Raw genomic sequence first — 16,574 nt, 5'->3', positions numbered from 1 at the left:
CTTTCGCTTCAACCGAGGCGCGCATTCTACGCTTTCCTCAGTGTCTGTCAAGCGTTTATTTTGAAGTTTTTCAGAATTTCTCTTTCAACTTCAACCGCTTAACTCGCTGCGATCTCTCGTCAGCGGGAGGCGAATTCTACAGCGTTTCAATCCGCTGTCAACCACCTTTTTCACCGCTACCGATCTTTCGATCGAAGCCCCTCCGGTACTACCTGGAACATCTAACTCATTGAAGCTTAAGGAGTTTTCCGTTCCGACTGCGCCGGAAGTGGGGCGAATTATAGAGAGATCTGCAGGGGCGTCAAGCACTTATTTCAACTTTGTACCTTCCCCCCATATAAACGGTGCAACAGGCAACTAATCGGCCTCGGCACGGCTCTGTAGTAAAGGCACCCCCTGTGAGCCATAACCATGAGCGAATCACAAAGCAGCAAAACCCCAGGCCTGTCAGCGGACGAAGAGCAGGAAGTCAGTCAGAACCAGCCGCCCCGCGCCGCAGTGCTGCACGAGATCATTCGTGCCCAGGGCGACCAGGAGCTGGAGCGCACGCTGGCGGCGCTCTGGTGGTCGGCATTGGCCGCCGGGCTGAGCATGGGTCTGTCGATGATGGCGATGGGGTTGTTCTATGCGCGACTGGAGGGTGACAGCGCTCAGGTGATCGCGAGCCTGGGCTACTCCGCCGGCTTTCTCGCGGTGATCCTCGCTCGCCAGCAACTGTTTACCGAAAACACCCTCACTGCTGTGCTGCCAGTGATGACCGAACCCACGCTGCGCAACCTGGGTCGACTGCTGCGCTTGTGGTCAGTGGTTTTGCTCGGCAATCTGGCCGGTACCGTGCTGGTTTCTTATGTAATGCTCAACCTGCCAATTTTCGACAGCAAGACCGACGAAGCCTTTCTCGATGTTGGCCGCAAGGTCATGGAGAACGACCTGAGCCAGATGTTCGCCAAAGGCATCATCTCGGGCTGGATGATCGCAACCATGGTCTGGATGATTCCCTCCATGGAGCACGCCAAGATCTGGATCATCCTGATGATCACGTACCTGATGGCCTTGGGCGACTTTACCCATATCGTCGTCGGTTCCGTGGAGGTGTCCTACCTGGTATGGGCAGGCGAGGTCAGCTGGCCGGTGTTCTGGATGGACTTCGCCGCGCCTACCCTGATTGGCAACATCATTGGCGGCAGCTTTATCTTTGCCCTGATCAGCCATGCTCAAATTCGAAGTGACAGCGGCAAGCCCCCTGCCCCAGCGCCTGAACAGCACAAGGAGCCACCGCATAACGGCACTTCTTAATAGAAGACGTCGTCACAGGTCTTTCATAGCCATCACCCGCTCGCCCGCGCTATGCAGCTGGCGTGACGGTTTCGGCAGCCACCAGGCCGGGCCGTTGTGGGGCTGCTCAAGGCTGACCCGCTCGCCCATCTGCGGCGTACTCAGCGGCACCTGGGCAGCATTGGCCAAGACCAGAATCCGATCAAAGGGTTCATGCCAGCTATGCACTGAAAGGTCGAACGTACCGTTATGAATGGGTAACAGCCAACGACCGCGCAGATCCTTGTGGGCCTGCAGGCTTTGCTCGGGCTGCATATGGACATTGGGCCACTCAAGGTTGTAGGCACCGGTTTCGATCAGCGTCACATCAAACGGGCCGTACTGCTCGCCAATTTGCTTGAAGCCGTCGAAGTACCCCGTGTCGCCACTGAAGAACAGCCGCAGGTTTTCATCCAGGATCGCCCAGGACGCCCACAGCCTGCTGTTGCTGTCGAACAAGCCACGGCCGGAGAAATGCTGCGCGGGTGTGGCGACAAAGCGTATACCGGCAACCTCGGTCTCTTGCCACCAATCGAGCTGGCGTACCTTGCCCGACGGCACGCCCCACTCGATCAACAGGTCACCCACGCCCTTGGGCGCAAGAAAGTGCTCGGCCTTGTTAACCAGTTGGCGTATTGCCTGTTCATCGAGGTGATCATAATGATCGTGAGAAAGGATCACTGCGGTCAGCGGCGGCAGCTCTTCAAGGTCCAGCGGTGGCTGGTGAAAGCGCTGGGGCCCTGCCCATTGCACCGGCGAGGCGCGTTCGGCGAACACCGGGTCGGTGATGAAAAAGCGCTCGCGCAACTTCAGCAGAACCGTAGAGTGCCCAAGCCGCCACAGGCTACGATCCGGCGCCTCGAGCAACTGCACGCGACTCAGGCGTTGCACCGGGATCTCAACCTCAGGCCGGGTGCCAGGCGGCTTGCCAAGGAACAGGAACTTGAATCCGATGCGCAGCTTCTTCCACACGCTGTCTTGCGGCATCGGGTATTGGTTGTGAAAACGCCCATCCTGAAGCGGAGCCGGTTCGCCGGCCTCTGGGGTTATAGGGGCCATCACTAGAAGCACTCCAAGGATAAGGGCAAGTTTCATGCTACCCCGATGTTTGCATCAACCGTGAAATGGCTTGTAAGGCCATTTTTCAACAGCCTGCGATTGTTCAACAATATTCACACGCTTTATGCGATAAACGGCGACCCGGAACAGACCAGTACGCATGATGGATAACAGCAGCGGCAAGGGACTTTCATTTGTCAGGAGGATATACCCGCCGCGCATTGTCGGCCTGGGTATCGGCATGCTCAGCGTTATGGCCGGCATTTCGACGCTGGACATGGCGCCGTGGGTGTGGGGGCTTTTGTTGTTCAACGGGTTGGTCTGGCCACACATGGCCTTTCTATTGGCCCGTCACGCCAAAACGCCCTATCACGCCGAATACCGCAACCTGCTACTCGATTCGCTGATGGGTGGTTTCTGGACCGCCACGGTACAGTTTAACCCCCTGCCCAGCGTCACCATCCTGGCCATGATGGCGATGAACAACTTTGCCGCCGGTGGTCAGCGCCTGTTTCTGAAGGGGCTGCTGGCACAAGTTGTAGGCGCCGGCCTGTCGATTGCAGTATTCGGTGCCCACCTGCAGTTGCAGGCCACGCCTCTGCAGGTCTACGCCTGTCTGCCGATGCTGACCCTCTACCCTATGGCCTTGGGCTGGGTTTGCTACCGGCTGGCGATGAAACTGTCCGAACACAAACGCCGCCTCAGCGCCCTTAGCCGTACCGACAGCCTGACCGGACTGTTGAATCACGGCTCGTGGAAGGACCTGTTGCAGCTCAAGTTCCAGATCTGTCAGCAACAGCAGTGCCAGGCGGTGATCGCGATTATCGACATCGATCACTTCAAGACCATCAATGACACCTTTGGTCACGTGGTCGGCGACTGTGTATTGAGCCAACTTAGCAGCGAGCTCAAGCATAGCCTGCGTGAAGATGACCTCGCCGGTCGTTACGGTGGCGACGAGTTCTGCCTGATCCTGCCCAATACCAGCCTGGAGCAAGCCCATCTGGTCATGGAACGCCTGCGCGAACGTGTCGGCAGCTACCGAAATCCACAATTGCCGGAACTGCGGGTCAGCCTGAGCATTGGCCTGGCCAGTTGCCGCCAGGACCTGGCTGACGCCGAATCCTGGCTCAAGGAAGCCGACAAAGCACTGTATGGCGCAAAAAACAGTGGGCGCAATCAGGTCAGCTTCGCGCAGATGGATATGCCAGCACTCAACCTGGCCTGAAGCCGCTGCACCACAAGCCTGCGCTTACACCCGCAAGCTCCGCTGCGCAGCTATTTCCGGCAAATCACGCCGACGCAGGTAAACCCGCAATGGCTCGGTGATATTCAGCCGTTCATCAACGTTCTGTAACAGCAGGATGTCGATGAGCCCGCGGCTCAAGGTCATGACGTCGCCCTCCCCCGCTTGCCAGACAAACTCGCTACTGGGGGTGATGCTGTCATCGGCCACGTCCATACCGAAGGAATCTTCGCTAAAACGTACGATATGCTTGCCAAGTTTGCGGTGAAAACCAACGAAGCCCTTGAGCTGGTCGGCGGCGGCACAGATATCCTGTGATGTGATGTGCATGTCAAACCTCACTGAAACATCCAAGGGATGCAGGACGAAAGGGATTGGCACGCTGGGCAAGAGGGTCACTCTCTGGCGGAATGACTCAAGGCTCAGACTAATGGAAAAACATCGCCGCAGGGTACGGATTTGTCACCTGATTGAGGCTGGCTCGCTAGACTTAACCGACACGCCCTTCATACCACCAGCCACCGTGGATGATTCATGATCAAGGCTATTACCTCAGACATCGCCATCATCGGCCGAATCAACGCCGTGCCGGCCATTTTGCAGGTGATCTGTGAATCCACCGGCATGCGCTTTGCCGCCGTGGCGCGGGTCACCGATAACAGCTGGACCACCTGCGCCGTTCTGGACACCCTGGGTTTTGGCCTGGCAGTCGGTGATGAACTGGACTTGAACACGACCCTGTGTCACGAAATTCGCGGCACTCACCAGACCATCGTGATCGACAAAGCCAGCGAAGACGCGCTGTATTGCAACCACCACACTCCGCGCATCTACAAATTTGAAAGCTACATTTCGGTGCCTGTATTTCGCACCGATGGCAGCTTTTTCGGCACCATCTGTGCCCTTGACCCACTGCCTGCCGCCCTCAAGGGCAGCGCCATTCAGCCGATGATGGAGTCGTTCGCACGTTTGCTGTCGATTCAGATCGAGAGTGAGGAAACGGCCCAGGAAACCGAGCAGGCCCTGCAAAAGGAACGGGCCATGGCCGAGTTGCGTGAGCAATTCATTGCCGTGCTGGGTCATGACCTGCGCAATCCGCTGTTTGCAATTACCGCCGGCGCCGAGCTGCTTGCCCAACGCCTGCAGGAGGAAAAAAGCCGCACCATTGCCTTGCATATCCTCACCTGCGGCCGGCGCGCTACCAACCTGGTACGCGATATCCTGGATTTTGCCCGCGGGCGCCTGGGCAATGGCATGACCGTCAACATCCAGCCCTGCCCGGATCTGGGCGATGCCCTCAGGCATGTTGCTTCGGAACTGCAGCGCGTTTACCCGCAACGGCAGATCAACCTGCATATCGGCGACCTTAGCCGGGTACATTGCGACCGCGAGCGGGTCACCCAGTTGCTGTCCAATCTGATTGCCAATGCCCTGACCCACGGTGCCCAGGACCAACCAGTGGATGTCAGCGCCCAGATCCGTGACCAGGCTTTCGTGCTCGGGGTGCATAATTTCGGCGAACCGATTGCACCCCAGGTGCTGGCGCAGCTGTTTCAACCCTTCGCCCACCCCCTCAATGATGCCGTGCGGTCCGGCCTGGGGCTGGGCCTGTACATCGCCAACCAGATTGCCCAGGCCCACGGCGGGCGCATGGAGGTGATTTCCAGCCAGGAGGCCGGGACACTGTTCAGTTTCCGCTTGCCGCTGGATCCAGACGAGGCTCAAGCAAACCCGCCAACCACTCCATGAACGCGCGCAGTCGCGGCGGGATGTGTTGTTGCCTGGCATACAGCAATGACACCGGCAGTGGCGCAGGAACAAACTCGTCCAGCAGGGGCACCAGCTCGCCCCGTTGCAGGTAACCTTGCAACCCTGCCGCTGGCGCCTGAATCAAACCCAGGCCGGCAACGCAGGCACTCTCGTAGGCTTCGGTACTGTTGACGGTAACGGCACCGGCCATCGGTTGAAGCTGCAGCGTCCCCTCCAGCAGGTACTCGAATCCCGGGCTGCGGCTCCCCAGGGTTTTCACATAGTGAATCAATTGGTGCTGATGCAGGTCTGCCAGCGTCTTTGGCACACCATACCGCGCCAGGTAGCGCGGGCTGGCGCAATTGATCTGGCTCAGCGCCCCCAGTGGACGGGCAATCAAGTCCAGGTCGCTGAGGGTGCCGATACGCAGCACGCAGTCAAATCCCTCGCGCAACAGGTCGACCTGACGGTCTGTACAGCTGATTTCCAGCTCGACCTCGGGGTGACGGTCCATGAACTGTGGCAGGTTGGGCAGAATGACGCGCCGCGCCATCAAGGTCGGCAGATCGATGCGCAAGCGCCCCTTGAGCGTAGCTTTCTCGCTGTGGAACAGGCCTTCGATCTCATCCATGCGCGACAACAGGTCTTTGCTACGCTCGTACAAGTGCAAGCCGTCCTGAGTCGCTTGGACCCGCCGCGTAGTGCGATTGAGCAAGCGTGTACCGAGCAAGGTCTCCAAGGCCCGAACCTGTTCGGACACCGTCGAACGCGGCAGCCCCAGGTGCTCCCCGGCCAGGGTAAAACTCGACAGTTCGCTGACCCGGACAAAAGTCCGCAGCAACTCCAGCTTGTTCATGGCAGGCAGGCTCTATTGTTCGTTTACACAGACCAGTATTTCCGATATCCGTGGATTTATCAGCAAACAGCCGACCAATAGACTTTCCTCGACTCTTCTCCCGAGGTACAGCGCATGAACCGGAAAATTGCATTGATCACAGGCGCCAGCCGCGGCCTGGGTAAGAACACCGCCCTGCACCTGGCAGCGCAGGGCGTCGACATCATCGGAACGTTCAACAGCAAGGCCCAGGAAGCTCAGACACTGGTGCAGGAGCTGGAGAAAAGAGGCGTGCGCGCCGCGATGCTGCAACTAGACGTCAGTAACAGTACCCGCTTCGAAGACTTCGCCACGCAGCTACGCCACACCCTGAAGTCGGTGTTTGGCCGTGAGCAACTGAATTTTCTGGTGAACAACGCCGGCATTGGTATTAACGCGCCGTTCAGTGAAACCAGCGAAGTGCAGTTCGATCAACTGTGCAATATCCAGCTCAAGGGCCCGTTCTTTCTGACCCAGCGCTTGCTGCCACTGATTGCCGACCACGGCCGGATCGTCAACATCTCCACCGGCCTGACCCGCTTCGCCCTGCCCGGCTACGCTGCGTATGCCGCCATGAAAGGGGCCATGGAAGTATTGACCCGTTATCAGGCCAAGGAGTTGGGCGCGCGTGGTATTCGCGTCAACATTCTCGCCCCGGGTGCCATCGAAACCGATTTTGGCGGTGGTGTAGTGCGTGACAATGCCGATGTGAACGACTTTATCGCCAGCAACACCGCGCTGGGGCGCGTAGGGCTGCCGGACGACATCGGTGCAGCCGTTGCTTTGCTGCTGAGCGATGGTGGTGACTGGATCACCGGCCAGCGTGTGGAAGTGTCCGGCGGTATGTTCCTTTAATCGGACTGCGCACCGCCGAGGGCATGATGCAATTGTTTGAGGACCGGCAACCCCAGCGCCTGGGCGGCAAAGCACAGGCCCACCCGTCGAGTCAGCATGGAGTCTTGCCAAGGCCGCCAATGGATGCCGGGATGGCGCTCGACCAGCGATTGCGGCAACAACGCGGCGCCCAATCCGGCCGCCACCATCGGTACGGCCTGCTGCAAGGAGCCGGCATGGCCGACTTGCTCGGCGTTGCCGTAAAAGCCGAGCAGGCGCTGATGAGAAAAATGCTGTGGGCAGGTGACCCACTGCTCGACCTGTTGGCTGCCACTGGCCATGGCCAGCACAAAAGGCTCCTCCCACAAGGCCAGAAACAGTTCATCCTCGCAACACAGCGCCTCGACACCCAGCCGGGCATCGCCCACGCAGCCATCGAGCAACGTCAGCTGAATGACAGGAACGGCCTGACGGGCCAGGCGCACAAACGCCTCGACCTGGGCGCAAGCAATATCCGCCTCAACCCCCAGTTGCAGCGGCAACCGGTCCTGCCCCTCGCGAAAGCGCCGGCTCAGGGCCTGTGCCTCTGCCACCATGCGCTGCGCTTGCGGGTACAGCTGCCGGGCCTGCTCGCTGACCTCGACGCCACGCGCCTGGCGCAGAAACAACGCCACGCCCAGTTCGTCTTCAAGCTGGCGGATGGTCACCGACAACGTCGGTTGTGCGACGCACAGGCGTTGCGCTGCCAAGGTGATGTTGCGTTCCTCGAACACGGCGAGAAACGCTTTCAGGTGACGGATATCCATAGGTATTTCCGATGCCATCCAGAGAAATAAGCCGTTTTTCAACGAAAACCCGAGCCAATACACTCAAGCCATTCAAATCGATTATGCCTTGGAGATTAACATGCGCAAACCACTGATCATTATCACCGGTGCCAGTTCAGGGATTGGCGAAGCCACGGCACGTCTGTTCTCGCAAGCAGGCCACCCGTTGTTGCTGCTGGCCCGGCGCCTGGAGCGGATGCAGGCACTGGCGCTGCCCGACTGCATGACACGTGCGGTGGATGTCAGCGACCGCGAAGGTTTCGTTGCGGCGGTGAAAGAAGCCGAAGCGCTCTACGGCCCGGCAGATGCTTTGGTCAACAACGCTGGAGTGATGCTGTTGGGGCAAATGCACGAACAGGACCCCGCCCAGTGGGAGCAGATGCTCGACGTCAACGTCAAAGGACTGCTTAACGGTATTCATGCATTGGTGGGCGGGATGATTGAGCGCCGCCATGGCACGATCATCAACATAAGCTCTGTGGCCGGGCGCAAGACATTCCCCAGCCATGTCGCCTACGTCGGTACCAAATTCGCCGTGCACGGGATTTCCGAAAACCTGCGCGAAGAAGTCGCGCCGCACAATGTGCGGGTGGTGACGATCGCCCCGGGCGCCGTGGAAACCGAATTGTTAGGGCATACCACCGACGCCAGCATCAAAGAAGGCTACCAGGCCTGGAAAGCCGACATGGGTGGCCAGGTGCTCAGCGCCGACGATGTGGCAGCGGCCATTGCCTACGCGTATCAGCAGCCGCAACACGTGTGCATTCGCGAAATCGTTCTGGCCGCGACTCGCCAACAGCAATGATCAGCGTTGCAGGGTGTCTTCGTGCACCTGCACACTGGCGGTCATGCCCGCGCTCAGGGTCATGCCGTCGGGCAACTGGTCCAACTTGATCCGCACCGGAATGCGTTGGGCCAGGCGCACCCAGTTGAAGGTCGGTTCGACTTCGGCAAGCAACTGGCTGTCGGGGTTGGTATTGCTGTCGGTGATGCCGCGGCTGATGCTCTCGACATGGCCCTGCATGGGCTCGCCAGCGCTCATCAACCAGACCTTGACCGAGTCACCGACACGAATGCGTGGCAGCTTGGTTTCTTCGAAATAGGCCTGCACATAAAAGGTCGCGTCATCGATCAGGGCCATGACCGGCTGCCCGGCATTGACATAGTTGCCCTCGGCCAACCGCAGGTTGGTGATGTGACCGTCGCGCGGCGCCTTGACCTGGCTACGGGCCAGGTTAATCGCCGCCACCTTGACCTGCGCCTGGGCCTCGCGCAGTTCACCCCGGGCGACTGCCGCATTGATCTGGGCATTTTCGCGCAGTTCGGCACTGATCGCCTGCGGCCCCAGTGCGGCCCGCCGGGAGGCTTCATGCTCACGCAGGCGCAATTGATGCTGACGGGTTTCAGCCACTGCGCTGGCTTGCTCGAGTGCGGCTTCAAAACGATCCCGATCGATCGACATCAACAGCTCGCCGGCCTTGACCTGCTGATTGTCACGCACCTTGAGTTCTCGCACCCAGCCGGACACGTCTGGAGCAATGATCACCACATCGGCGCGGATTTTCGCATCGCGGGTCCAGGGCGTGAGCATGTAGTACTGCCACAGCTTCCAGCCGGCAAAAATGGCCACTACCACCAGACACAGGGTAACGGCGATACGTACCAGTGCACGCATGATTCAACTCCTTACAAAGGCCCCAGCCAAAGCGTTACCAGGGTCAGTACACAAATGAACAGTGCACAATCGAACAAGGCTTTGTGCCAGATCCATCGACCCAAGGGGGTCAGGTGCAACAACAGGTGCACGGCAGCGGTCAGTCCCAGCGCCAGCACCACATAAACCAGAAACGGGCTGAGCAATACACCGCCCAGCGCCCACTCACGCAAGCCCATGGATTTCCTCCTGCCGACGGCACCACTTACCCCAGCTGCGCTGCAATTGCAGCACCGCCCCGATGGCCAGGCGCAGCGGGTCGCTGGCCGGTTGACGCTGTATAGCCTCGATAAATTGTTCGCTGGCAGCATCCAGGCGATCGCTCCTGCCAGGCGCCGGACCCCGCGCCAATACACTTTCCAGTTGCTGCAGGTAGGCGCGTTCGGCGCTGTCCAGCGGCGCTCGCGCTATTGCCAGGCAGTGACGCAGGTGCAACAGCTCATCGCCGATATCCAGACCATGTACACCGTCGTCCCAGCGCGTGCGCTCCTGCTCGGACAGCGCCGCGTAGTGGCGCGCCAGTTGCAGCAGGCGGTCGGCCATACGACCACCAAACCAGGTGTCGGCACCGCGCAGGTCTCGTCGCGTCAAGCGCACCAGATCACTTTGGGTGGCTGCACGCAGGCGCCGCCCATGCCAGGCGGGGTTACGCAGCACCAACAACTTGAACGCCAGCACCGCCGCGCCCACCCCGATCAGCATGGCCTGAGCGCTATTGAGGAAGGTCGCGACCTGAAAGTGCATGGCGTTCAGCGGTGCCACCAACACAATAAAATGCAGGCAATAGGAAGTCGCCGTAGCGCCGATCCTCGGATTGGCCATGCCCAGTGCCCCGAAGAAAAGCGGTACACCCAAGGCCATGCACAGCATGGGGAAACCGCTCCACTCCGGCAGCAGAATCTGCCCGACAACAAAGGCCACTGGCAGGGCCAGTAAAATGCCGCGCAAAAAACTCAAGCCGATTTGCGCGCCGTTTTCACGACTGGCAAACAGGCTGCAGACCACGCAGGTCAGCACCAGCCCACCGGGGGCCGAAATCCAGCCGGTAGCCAACCAGAAACCGGCCATGGCCAGAAAGGCCAGCGCGCTACGCGAGCCGAACAACAGGGCCAACGGTACGTCTCGGTGCACCGCCAGGCTGTCGGGTACATCGGCCAGTGCAGTGCCCTCCTCCACTGCACGCAAAGCCAGGGTCGCGGCCATGGCGTTATCCAGTAACAAAGTCAGGCGGGCCAGACAGTAGTGTTCGGCCGTACTGATGTGTTCATCGTGCGCCGCATCCCACACCCGCTGGCGCAATAGCAACAGGCTCGCCTGGTCAGGCGTGGCCAGGGCTGCCTGGACCTCATCGAGCCAGGGTTGCAGATGGCGGGTCTGCGCCTCGTCCAGTTGTTGCCACTGACGCCGGACCGAGCGGGCGATACGCAACAGGATCAGCAGCTTCTGGCTCAAACCGCGAATGGCACGAGCCCGCTGGCGACCAAGGCTGCCTTCGAACCAGGCATGTTCGCGTTGTGCGTCTACCGCCACTATGCGCCCAAGGATCTCCAGCAAGCCTTTGCGTGCCTGCTGCTCACCGGTCAGTGTCGCACTGGCGGCCTGCAGGCCACTGCTCCAGGCCTGACGCGCCTGCCCGCCCAACTGTTGCTCGACCCGCATGGGCCAGAGCAAGGCACTGGTTGCCGTGGCGCAGACAATCCCCAGGCAGATCTCGGTACAGCGCGCTACCGCCTGGTCAAACACCAGCAAGGGGTGATCGACGGCCGGCAATGCGATGATTGCAACGGTGTAACCGGCCAGCACGAACGAGTACGCCCAAGCGCTGCGCAACAGTGTCGAGCAGGCGGTACACAACGCCAGCCACAGCGCCAGGGCCAGCAGGAACAGCCAGGGCGTCTGGGCAAACATGCCCATGAACACTACCGACATGACCGTGCCCACCAGGGTCCCGAGCAAACGCGCCAGGCCCTTTTGCAGGACCATGCCGGAAAGCGGTTGAGCCACGATGAATGCCGTCATCAGAGCCCAGGCCGGTTGCTCAAGCCCCCACCGCAATGCCAGCCACAGAGCCAGACCACCGCCCAGCAGGGTCTTGATGGCAAATTGCACGGCGAGCTTGTTCGGCGCAAACAGCGCCTGCAACGTAATGGGCACGGGTCGAACCTTGACGGGCTGTGTTGTAAAGATAGACAGGGCTGTGTGAAAGGATTGGAAACAGATTATTAGCTAGCTAACTAATAAAAGTCCAGTAAGACGAAGGTTTTCTTGCGGACAAAAAAATGGGCGACCGAAGTCGCCCTAAATGCCTTGCGTGCTCATGTACCGGAAGAATCAGCGCTGTTTGCGCTTGTTCGAGTCCTTCCAGATAAAAATTCCGAATCCGACGAAAAACAGCAGCATCAGGCTGACTGTGATGACTCCAGCGATAACCACATTATCGAAGAACATGCCGACCTCCTTTCGCCTGACCCCGTCTGATGTGCTCAAGGTAGCGAAAGGCCGGAGGATAAAAATTGACCGAGATCAATGGCGCCCTGGTCCGGGCGCGCGAGGCGGGTGCAGGGTTGACCTGCATCAAGTTTTCAACGCTTCTTGGGTTTGCCCTTGGGCTTTTTCTTGGCCTTGCCCAGTGGCATGGCTTGCTCGAACGCCTGGCGTACTTCGTTCAGGCGTTTCTCTTTGATGTCATGAATGCGTCGTGCGCGCTCGGCGTCGAAGTCGATCAGGTTGTCATCTTGGCTCATTGTCTGGCTCGGGAAGCGGGCTGCGATCCTGCAATAATGAAGGCAGTTGCGGTCGCTGACCAGTCAGTGGCCCAATGTTCAGACTTCGATGTCCACCAACAGCCCCTGGCGTGGCTGTTCACCCATCAAGGGAGCCACCGGCACGGTGTTGTCAGCGTTGACTTCATCCCCCGGCATGGGCTGGTAGAGGTCGTCACCTTTGTGCGACCGGTTGCGCTGCTGGCGACGCTGTTCTTCGCGCAGCAACAGTGCCGGTTGTTCCGGATCACGGTGTTTCAGGTCGATGGCCCCTTCACTGGACGCCGGCTGCGTCGGCACCACCGGTTTGATGTCGGGTGTCGGCTTGACCGGGTCCAGTTGCGATGTCACGGGGGCAGCACTGAGCGGAATGAGGGGCGGCAGCATGGGGTCGGTCTCCTGTCGCCAGTGTGTCGGCTAGCCAGCGCCAGCCTTTAGCCTGAAACGAATAATAGGTGGGCACCTGGAGTGTAGCCTTCCCTAGGGTTCGTCGCTGTCATCCGGTGCCGGCGCGATCTCGCTCCAAGGCCGGGTGAGGATGCTGTTCCACACCGCGTTGAGGTGATCGCGCAATACCGCGGGCGCCGATGCCAGTGAAGGGTTGTCTTCACGCTCACCACCATAGGGCGACTCTCCCGGCGGGGTAATCAGGGATTGACCGACGATGGCATAGCTGGCCTGCCCCTCACGCACTTCCACACGCAACGCGTGCGGATCGATTCCGCCCCCACAAAAAGCGTGACTGGCGACGGTCAGCTCCGCCACGCCATCGTTGTTCAGATCGCTGGCACCGCTGACATCGGTATAAAAACCAACGTCCAGGTCCAGGCCGGCGCAGTCGGTTTCATCCTCGAATGTCCAGCGCACTTTGAGCGCGTCACTCTCGGCGCTTCGTCCATACAGCGTGGCCGTGAGGATCACCCGGTCGAGGTCCTGACCGGCGTCCTCGTCACGCACCTGATCATCGCCACGGCTGAGCACCAGCAAACCTTCGCCCTCGCGGTCACGAAAGTGCACGGTCTGTACCGCAGTAGCGATTCCCAGGGCATCAAGTTGTGCGGCGGGCAGTGGCGCCAGCAGTTCAAAACCAGGCTTGTCGCACGCCCCCAGCAGCAACACGCTGCCCACGAGCAGCCATCGGGGTAACCACAATGCTTGTAGACGCATGAATGTTCAGGCCCCTCACTGGCGACAGCGGTTTTCTTCGCTGAAATTGCTAGACTCTTTGGTCTGCACAGTCCTATCCGTTAAGATAGTCGGCTTTTCAAGGCGGGAGTCAGGCAGTATGGCGCAGCAGTATCAACCGGGGCAACGCTGGATCAGCGACAGCGAGGCCGAGCTGGGTCTAGGGACCGTTCTGGCACAGGACGGCCGCTTGTTGACCGTGCTCTACCCGGCCACTGGCGACACTCGCCAGTACTCCCTGCGCAATGCGCCCCTGACCCGCGTGCGTTTCTCGCCCGGCGACCAGATCACCCATTTCGAAGGCTGGAAACTGACCGTACGCGAAGTAGACGACGTTGACGGCCTTCTGGTCTATCACGGCCTCGACGGGCAGAACCAGGCCCGTACCCTGCCGGAAACCCAGCTGTCGAACTTTATCCAGTTCCGCCTGGCCAGCGACCGTCTGTTCGCCGGGCAAATCGACCCGCTGCCGTGGTTCTCGCTGCGCTACAACACCCTCGAGCACACCAGCCGCCAGTTGCAGTCCTCGCTGTGGGGCTTGGGCGGCACCCGTGCCCAGCCGATCGCTCACCAGTTGCATATTGCCCGTGAAGTCGCCGACCGTATTGCCCCGCGAGTATTGCTGGCCGACGAAGTGGGCCTGGGCAAGACCATCGAGGCCGGCCTGGTGATTCATCGCCAATTGCTCTCGGGGCGCGCCAGCCGTGTGCTGATCCTGGTGCCGGAAAACCTCCAGCACCAGTGGCTGGTAGAGATGCGCCGGCGCTTCAACCTGCAGGTCGCCCTGTTCGACGCCGAGCGCTTCATTGAAAGCGACGCCAGCAACCCGTTCGAAGATGCCCAGCTGGCGCTGGTCGCCCTGGAATGGCTGACCGAAGACGAGAAAGCCCAGGACGCGCTGTTCGCTGCGGGCTGGGACCTGCTGGTCGTCGACGAAGCCCATCACCTGGTCTGGCACGAAGAGCAGGTCAGCCCCGAGTATGGCCTGGTCGAACAACTGTCTCAGGTGATTCCGGGCGTGCTCTTGCTGACGGCGACGCCTGAGCAACTGGGCCAGGACAGCCACTTCGCGCGCCTGCGCCTGCTCGACCCGAACCGTTTCCATGACCTGGCAGCCTTCCGTGCCGAGAGCGAGCACTATCGCCCTGTGGCCGAAGCGGTCCAGGAGCTGCTTGACGAAGGTCGTCTGTCGGACAAGGCACATGCCACCATCCAGGGTTTCCTCGGTGCCGAAGGCGAGGCACTGCTGGGTGCGATCAACGACGGCGACACCCAGGCAAGCGCACGCTTGATTCGCGAGCTGCTCGACCGTCACGGCACCGGCCGTGTCCTGTTCCGTAATACCCGTGCTGCCGTCCAGGGTTTCCCTGAGCGCAACTTGCACCCCTACCCGCTGCCAAGCCCCGATCAGTACATGGAGCTGCCGCTTGGCGAACACGCCGAGCTGTACCCGGAAGTTGCCTTCCAGTCCCAGGGCGACACCGCCGAAGAGGAACGCTGGTGGCGCTTCGACCCTCGGGTCGACTGGCTGATCGACACCCTGAAGATGCTCAAGCGCGTCAAGGTCCTGGTAATCTGCGCCCACGCCGAAACCGCCATGGACCTCGAGGACGCCCTGCGCGTGCGCTCCGGTATTCCGGCCACGGTGTTCCATGAAGGCATGAGCATCCTGGAGCGCGACCGCGCCGCCGCTTACTTCGCCGACGAAGAATTCGGCGCTCAGGTGCTGATCTGCTCGGAAATCGGTAGCGAAGGCCGCAACTTCCAGTTTGCCCACCACCTGGTGCTGTTCGACCTGCCCGCCCACCCGGACCTGCTCGAGCAACGTATCGGCCGTCTCGACCGGATCGGTCAGAAACACACCATCGAACTGCATGTGCCGTACCTGCAGAACAGCCCGCAAGAGCGTCTGTTCCAGTGGTACAACCAGGCTCTGAACGCCTTCCTGGCTACCTGCCCGACCGGTAACGCCCTGCAGCACCAGTTCGGCCCGCGCCTGCTGCCGATGCTCGAAAGCGGTGACGACGGTGAGTGGCAAGCCCTGGTCGACGAGGCGCGCGCCGAGCGCGAGCGCCTGGAAAGCGAATTGCACACCGGTCGCGACCGTTTGCTGGAGCTCAACTCCGGCGGCGCTGGCGAAGGTGAGGCGCTGGTCGAAGCGATCCTTGAGCAAGATGATCAGTTCACCTTGCCGATCTACATGGAAACCTTGTTCGATGCGTTCGGTATCGACAGCGAAGACCATTCGGAAAACGCACTGATCCTCAAGCCGAGCGAAAAAATGCTCGACGCGAGCTTCCCGCTGGGCGACGACGAAGGCGTGACCATCACTTACGACCGCAACCAGGCACTGTCGCGCGAAGACATGCAGTTCATTACCTGGGAGCACCCGATGGTCCAGGGCGGCATGGACCTGGTGCTGTCCGGTTCGATGGGCAACACCGCGGTGGCGCTGATCAAGAACAAGGCGCTGAAACCTGGCACCGTGCTGCTTGAACTGCTGTATGTCAGCGAAGTGGTCGCACCGCGCGCCCTGCAACTGGGCCGCTACCTGCCGCCGGCGGCCCTGCGCTGCCTGCTCGACACCAACGGCAACGACCTGGCTTCACGCGTCTCGTTCGAAACCCTGAACGACCAACTTGAAAGCGTACCGAAGGCGAGCGCCAACAAGTTCATCCAGGCTCAGCGTGATGTACTGACACCCCGGATCAACAGCGGTGAAGCCAAGATCATGCCGCGTCATGCCGAGCGCGTCGCCGAGGCCCAGCGTCGCCTGGCCGCCGAGACCGACGAAGAGCTGGCGCGCCTGACGGCCTTGCAAGCCGTCAACCCGAGCGTACGCGACAGCGAAATCGAAGCGCTGCGCAAGCAACGCGAGCAAGGCCTGGCGATGCTGGATAAAGCCGCACTGCGCCTGGAGGCCATTCGGGTACTGGTCGCTGGCTGATAACCACTTTCCATCGACGCCATAAAAACGGCCCTGCAGCTTCGCGTTGCAGGGCCGCTTTTT

17 protein-coding genes are annotated in these 16,574 nt (G+C 60.5%); 6 read left to right on the top strand and 11 right to left on the bottom strand.

Translation table 11 applies throughout. The features are described 5' to 3' along the window. The first annotated feature begins 411 nt into the window (after positions 1 to 411). Positions 412 to 1,296 (top strand): formate/nitrite transporter family protein, encoded by an 885-nt coding sequence (locus DM813_RS14910; RefSeq protein ID WP_128324155.1) that lies wholly within the window; start codon positions 412 to 414, stop codon positions 1,294 to 1,296. A gap of 12 nt (positions 1,297 to 1,308) precedes the next feature. Here DM813_RS14910 and DM813_RS14905 read toward each other — a convergent pair whose 3' ends face one another. Next, complete coding sequence (locus tag DM813_RS14905) at positions 1,309 to 2,409, bottom strand: MBL fold metallo-hydrolase (RefSeq protein WP_128324154.1); 1,101 nt, start codon at positions 2,407 to 2,409, stop codon at positions 1,309 to 1,311. Positions 2,410 to 2,533: 124 nt separating this feature from the next. Between DM813_RS14905 and DM813_RS14900 the strand changes: the two genes are divergently transcribed. Continuing rightward, positions 2,534 to 3,601, top strand: coding sequence for a diguanylate cyclase (locus DM813_RS14900; RefSeq protein WP_206617392.1), 1,068 nt, complete (start codon positions 2,534 to 2,536; stop codon positions 3,599 to 3,601). Between the two features lie 24 nt (positions 3,602 to 3,625). On the opposite strand, the gene DM813_RS14895 is transcribed toward DM813_RS14900, so the two are convergent. Continuing rightward, entirely contained in the window at positions 3,626 to 3,949 is a 324-nt protein-coding gene (locus tag DM813_RS14895; protein ID WP_128324153.1) for a DUF2025 family protein, read from the bottom strand. A 204-nt stretch (positions 3,950 to 4,153) separates the two neighbouring features. On the opposite strand from DM813_RS14895, the gene DM813_RS14890 reads away from it, so the two are divergent. Continuing rightward, positions 4,154 to 5,368 (top strand): GAF domain-containing sensor histidine kinase, encoded by a 1,215-nt coding sequence (locus DM813_RS14890; protein WP_128324152.1) that lies wholly within the window; start codon positions 4,154 to 4,156, stop codon positions 5,366 to 5,368. On the opposite strand, the gene DM813_RS14885 is transcribed toward DM813_RS14890, so the two are convergent. Then, positions 5,307 to 6,224 (bottom strand): LysR family transcriptional regulator, encoded by a 918-nt coding sequence (locus DM813_RS14885; protein WP_128324151.1) that lies wholly within the window; start codon positions 6,222 to 6,224, stop codon positions 5,307 to 5,309. The two genes, DM813_RS14890 and DM813_RS14885, sit on opposite strands and share 62 nt — an antisense overlap. Before the next feature lie 114 nt (positions 6,225 to 6,338). On the opposite strand from DM813_RS14885, the gene DM813_RS14880 reads away from it, so the two are divergent. After that, positions 6,339 to 7,097 carry an SDR family NAD(P)-dependent oxidoreductase gene (locus DM813_RS14880; RefSeq protein WP_128324150.1) on the top strand — a complete coding sequence of 253 codons (759 nt, stop codon included), beginning with the start codon at positions 6,339 to 6,341 and terminating at the stop codon, positions 7,095 to 7,097. Here DM813_RS14880 and DM813_RS14875 read toward each other — a convergent pair. Then, positions 7,094 to 7,882, bottom strand: coding sequence for a LysR family transcriptional regulator (locus tag DM813_RS14875; RefSeq protein ID WP_128324149.1), 789 nt, complete (start codon positions 7,880 to 7,882; stop codon positions 7,094 to 7,096). The two genes, DM813_RS14880 and DM813_RS14875, sit on opposite strands and share 4 nt — an antisense overlap. A 100-nt stretch (positions 7,883 to 7,982) precedes the next feature. Between DM813_RS14875 and DM813_RS14870 the strand changes: the two genes are divergently transcribed. Further along, positions 7,983 to 8,708 carry an SDR family oxidoreductase gene (locus DM813_RS14870; RefSeq protein WP_128324148.1) on the top strand — a complete coding sequence of 242 codons (726 nt, stop codon included), beginning with the start codon at positions 7,983 to 7,985 and terminating at the stop codon, positions 8,706 to 8,708. Here the strand turns inward: DM813_RS14870 and DM813_RS14865 are convergent, their stop codons facing one another. The 7 genes from DM813_RS14865 to DM813_RS14845 all read right to left on the bottom strand — a co-directional run bounded on the left by DM813_RS14865 (position 8,709) and on the right by DM813_RS14845 (position 13,546). Then, the gene (locus DM813_RS14865) at positions 8,709 to 9,578 is read right to left on the bottom strand and encodes an efflux RND transporter periplasmic adaptor subunit (RefSeq protein ID WP_128324147.1); all 870 of its coding nucleotides are present in this window, start codon (positions 9,576 to 9,578) and stop codon (positions 8,709 to 8,711) included. An 11-nt stretch (positions 9,579 to 9,589) separates the two neighbouring features. Next, positions 9,590 to 9,796: a DUF1656 domain-containing protein gene (locus DM813_RS14860; RefSeq protein WP_128324146.1), complete on the bottom strand. Its 207-nt coding sequence runs from the start codon at positions 9,794 to 9,796 to the stop codon at positions 9,590 to 9,592. Then, positions 9,783 to 11,771: an FUSC family protein gene (locus tag DM813_RS14855; protein ID WP_128324145.1), complete on the bottom strand. Its 1,989-nt coding sequence runs from the start codon at positions 11,769 to 11,771 to the stop codon at positions 9,783 to 9,785. The genes DM813_RS14860 and DM813_RS14855 overlap by 14 nt, the downstream gene beginning before the upstream one ends. Before the next feature lie 177 nt (positions 11,772 to 11,948). Beyond that, positions 11,949 to 12,065 (bottom strand): cytochrome c oxidase subunit CcoM, encoded by a 117-nt coding sequence (gene ccoM, locus DM813_RS28790; RefSeq protein ID WP_277750108.1) that lies wholly within the window; start codon positions 12,063 to 12,065, stop codon positions 11,949 to 11,951. A 134-nt stretch (positions 12,066 to 12,199) separates the two neighbouring features. Further along, complete coding sequence (locus tag DM813_RS28460) at positions 12,200 to 12,361, bottom strand: hypothetical protein (RefSeq protein ID WP_164897251.1); 162 nt, start codon at positions 12,359 to 12,361, stop codon at positions 12,200 to 12,202. A gap of 78 nt (positions 12,362 to 12,439) precedes the next feature. After that, entirely contained in the window at positions 12,440 to 12,766 is a 327-nt protein-coding gene (locus DM813_RS14850; protein WP_128324144.1) for an aspartate-semialdehyde dehydrogenase, read from the bottom strand. A gap of 93 nt (positions 12,767 to 12,859) precedes the next feature. Continuing rightward, positions 12,860 to 13,546, bottom strand: coding sequence for a M949_RS01915 family surface polysaccharide biosynthesis protein (locus DM813_RS14845; RefSeq protein WP_128324143.1), 687 nt, complete (start codon positions 13,544 to 13,546; stop codon positions 12,860 to 12,862). A gap of 118 nt (positions 13,547 to 13,664) precedes the next feature. On the opposite strand from DM813_RS14845, the gene rapA reads away from it, so the two are divergent. Next, entirely contained in the window at positions 13,665 to 16,511 is a 2,847-nt protein-coding gene (rapA, locus tag DM813_RS14840; RefSeq protein ID WP_128324142.1) for an RNA polymerase-associated protein RapA, read from the top strand. The last annotated feature ends 63 nt before the right edge of the window (positions 16,512 to 16,574 follow it).

This window comes from Pseudomonas alkylphenolica (assembly GCF_004025535.1).
Classification (GTDB): domain Bacteria; phylum Pseudomonadota; class Gammaproteobacteria; order Pseudomonadales; family Pseudomonadaceae; genus Aquipseudomonas; species Aquipseudomonas alkylphenolica_A.
This window is presented reverse-complemented; position numbering and strand designations above follow the sequence as displayed.

Bases quoted from the DNA above. Each gene is read 5' to 3' on its own strand.
- DM813_RS14910 (WP_128324155.1), top strand. From the start codon at position 412: ATGAGCGAATCACAAAGCAGCAAAACCCCAGGCCTGTCAGCGGACGAA.
- DM813_RS14905 (WP_128324154.1), bottom strand. From the start codon at position 2,409: ATGAAACTTGCCCTTATCCTTGGAGTGCTTCTAGTGATGGCCCCTATA.
- DM813_RS14900 (WP_206617392.1), top strand. From the start codon at position 2,534: ATGATGGATAACAGCAGCGGCAAGGGACTTTCATTTGTCAGGAGGATA.
- DM813_RS14895 (WP_128324153.1), bottom strand. From the start codon at position 3,949: ATGCACATCACATCACAGGATATCTGTGCCGCCGCCGACCAGCTCAAG.
- DM813_RS14890 (WP_128324152.1), top strand. From the start codon at position 4,154: ATGATCAAGGCTATTACCTCAGACATCGCCATCATCGGCCGAATCAAC.
- DM813_RS14885 (WP_128324151.1), bottom strand. From the start codon at position 6,224: ATGAACAAGCTGGAGTTGCTGCGGACTTTTGTCCGGGTCAGCGAACTG.
- DM813_RS14880 (WP_128324150.1), top strand. From the start codon at position 6,339: ATGAACCGGAAAATTGCATTGATCACAGGCGCCAGCCGCGGCCTGGGT.
- DM813_RS14875 (WP_128324149.1), bottom strand. From the start codon at position 7,882: ATGGATATCCGTCACCTGAAAGCGTTTCTCGCCGTGTTCGAGGAACGC.
- DM813_RS14870 (WP_128324148.1), top strand. From the start codon at position 7,983: ATGCGCAAACCACTGATCATTATCACCGGTGCCAGTTCAGGGATTGGC.
- DM813_RS14865 (WP_128324147.1), bottom strand. From the start codon at position 9,578: ATGCGTGCACTGGTACGTATCGCCGTTACCCTGTGTCTGGTGGTAGTG.
- DM813_RS14860 (WP_128324146.1), bottom strand. From the start codon at position 9,796: ATGGGCTTGCGTGAGTGGGCGCTGGGCGGTGTATTGCTCAGCCCGTTT.
- ccoM (WP_277750108.1), bottom strand. From the start codon at position 12,065: ATGTTCTTCGATAATGTGGTTATCGCTGGAGTCATCACAGTCAGCCTG.
- DM813_RS28460 (WP_164897251.1), bottom strand. From the start codon at position 12,361: ATGAGCCAAGATGACAACCTGATCGACTTCGACGCCGAGCGCGCACGA.
- DM813_RS14850 (WP_128324144.1), bottom strand. From the start codon at position 12,766: ATGCTGCCGCCCCTCATTCCGCTCAGTGCTGCCCCCGTGACATCGCAA.
- DM813_RS14845 (WP_128324143.1), bottom strand. From the start codon at position 13,546: ATGCGTCTACAAGCATTGTGGTTACCCCGATGGCTGCTCGTGGGCAGC.
- rapA (WP_128324142.1), top strand. From the start codon at position 13,665: ATGGCGCAGCAGTATCAACCGGGGCAACGCTGGATCAGCGACAGCGAG.